We start from the raw sequence: 1,597 nt of genomic DNA, 5'->3' as shown, positions 1-1,597 counted from the left end.
ACAGATACAACACCCTCGGCACCGCCGAGATCATCGCCGTGGGCTGAACACAGAGCGGGACAGGGGTAGATCGGCCTTCAGCTGATTAGTGCAACAACGCCCCCCAGCTGTCATCGGTGCGCTCCTGGATGCCCTCGGCCAAGTGCAACTGCGTCCAGAGCAACTCGAAGGCCAGGCCGGGCGCGGTGGGCGCGATGCGGGTCTCGATCATCTCGACAACCCCTGTAAGCTCCTGCGCGAGCTTCTTCTGCGCCGGCCTGGCAAGAAACCCCTTGGCGCGACGGATCGCGACGAAGCGCTTGCGCACATCGGCCGCCACGGTCTGCGGCCCGTCATCGGCGGCGAGCGCCAGCCGGACCCGGCGCTGCCGCGCGGCATCGCCCTTGACCGCCTCGAGCAGCAGATCCGCCAAGACCTCGGGTCCCAACGCGGTCAGGTTGGTCTTGTTGAGCGCCTTTCCGGCCATATGCGATGCCCTTCCTTCAATGGGAAACTCAGGATGGCGGGAGCATCCCTAACCCATTCCGGTGCCTCCTGCGACCCGGGCGCGAAAAGGCTCGACTTCTGGCGAGGCAACTCGATTGTCGGCCAAGACATGGATGGCGCGTCGCCGCGCGAGTAGCGCCCCGGACCGGGTGCCCGCCCCGGACTACCGGGCGGGAGTGTCTGGCAACGCCAACCAGACTGCGCCATCCCGATAGCCGCCCCTCACCAGAAAACCCTCTTCGGCAACTTCCGGATGCCGTTCGGCCCAGTCACGATAGCGATCATTGGTAACCACCCGAGCCCCATGGTCCCGCGCGGCAGACAGGATGATCGCATCGGCAGGCGTGCCCTTCGGCACGACCAGCACCCGATCTGGAGGCAAGCCCAATAACTTGGCGAGCGCACCGTCATCCTGATAGCGGTTGAACAGCTTGTAGCCGACGTTCGCGTCGAAAACGACGCCGGGCGTGAACCCGCGAGCAACCAGAAGCCGTATGGTATCCTTCACCACCGCGATTTCTGGACCTGTTCCCTTCCAATGCATGATGTTGGACCCGTCCAGGATCATCCAGGACCGCTTTGCCAATCGCGACGATCTCGCGCGCCACATAGTCCTCAGAATGAGGAACAGGCTCGCCAGCGCGCAGGGCGCTGCGAGCAGCAGCAGGTCCGAAAGCTGCGGAGACAGCAGGCTTGCGAGCAGCGCCGCGCAGGAGGCTATCAATATCACAAACAGTGCGATCATCCCGCCCCCGTCAGGCAGAGAAACCAACAAGTTGCCTGGTCAGGCAATGGAGGTCGTCATAGCAAGCGGCCAAGCTCAACGATAGGGGAAGATCTTCCGGTATGCCCACCGGAGCGATCGACCGAGGCAGCGGGCGGCGCTCTGCTCGAACCTGCAGACTGCATTGGTCGTGGCTACTACCGCACCCAGCCCATAGCGGTCCTTGCTGATATGCGCAGCATGATGCCAGACGCTGACACGAAGAGATGGCTGCCGACGATCAGCCGGTGGTCTGCCCCCTGAAAAGTGGTCCTCCCTGAAGTAGGCTTTCAAGCCAGATGGAGGACGGAATATGGGACAGAAGAAGCACAAGCCGGAAGAGATTGT

General features: G+C 63.1%; 2 protein-coding genes. Both read right to left on the bottom strand.

The features are described from left to right. Positions 1-85 precede the first annotated feature (85 nt). Positions 86-466: a DUF6880 family protein gene (locus V8J36_RS22805; RefSeq protein ID WP_336469608.1), complete on the bottom strand. Its 381-nt coding sequence runs from the start codon at positions 464-466 to the stop codon at positions 86-88. Positions 467-649: 183 nt separating this feature from the next. Then, the gene (locus V8J36_RS22800) at positions 650-1,231 is read right to left on the bottom strand and encodes an NYN domain-containing protein (protein ID WP_336469607.1); all 582 of its coding nucleotides are present in this window, start codon (positions 1,229-1,231) and stop codon (positions 650-652) included. Between the last annotated feature and the right edge of the window lie 366 nt (positions 1,232-1,597).

This window comes from Frigidibacter sp. MR17.14 (assembly GCF_037095735.1).
Classification (GTDB): domain Bacteria; phylum Pseudomonadota; class Alphaproteobacteria; order Rhodobacterales; family Rhodobacteraceae; genus Frigidibacter.
This window is presented reverse-complemented; position numbering and strand designations above follow the sequence as displayed.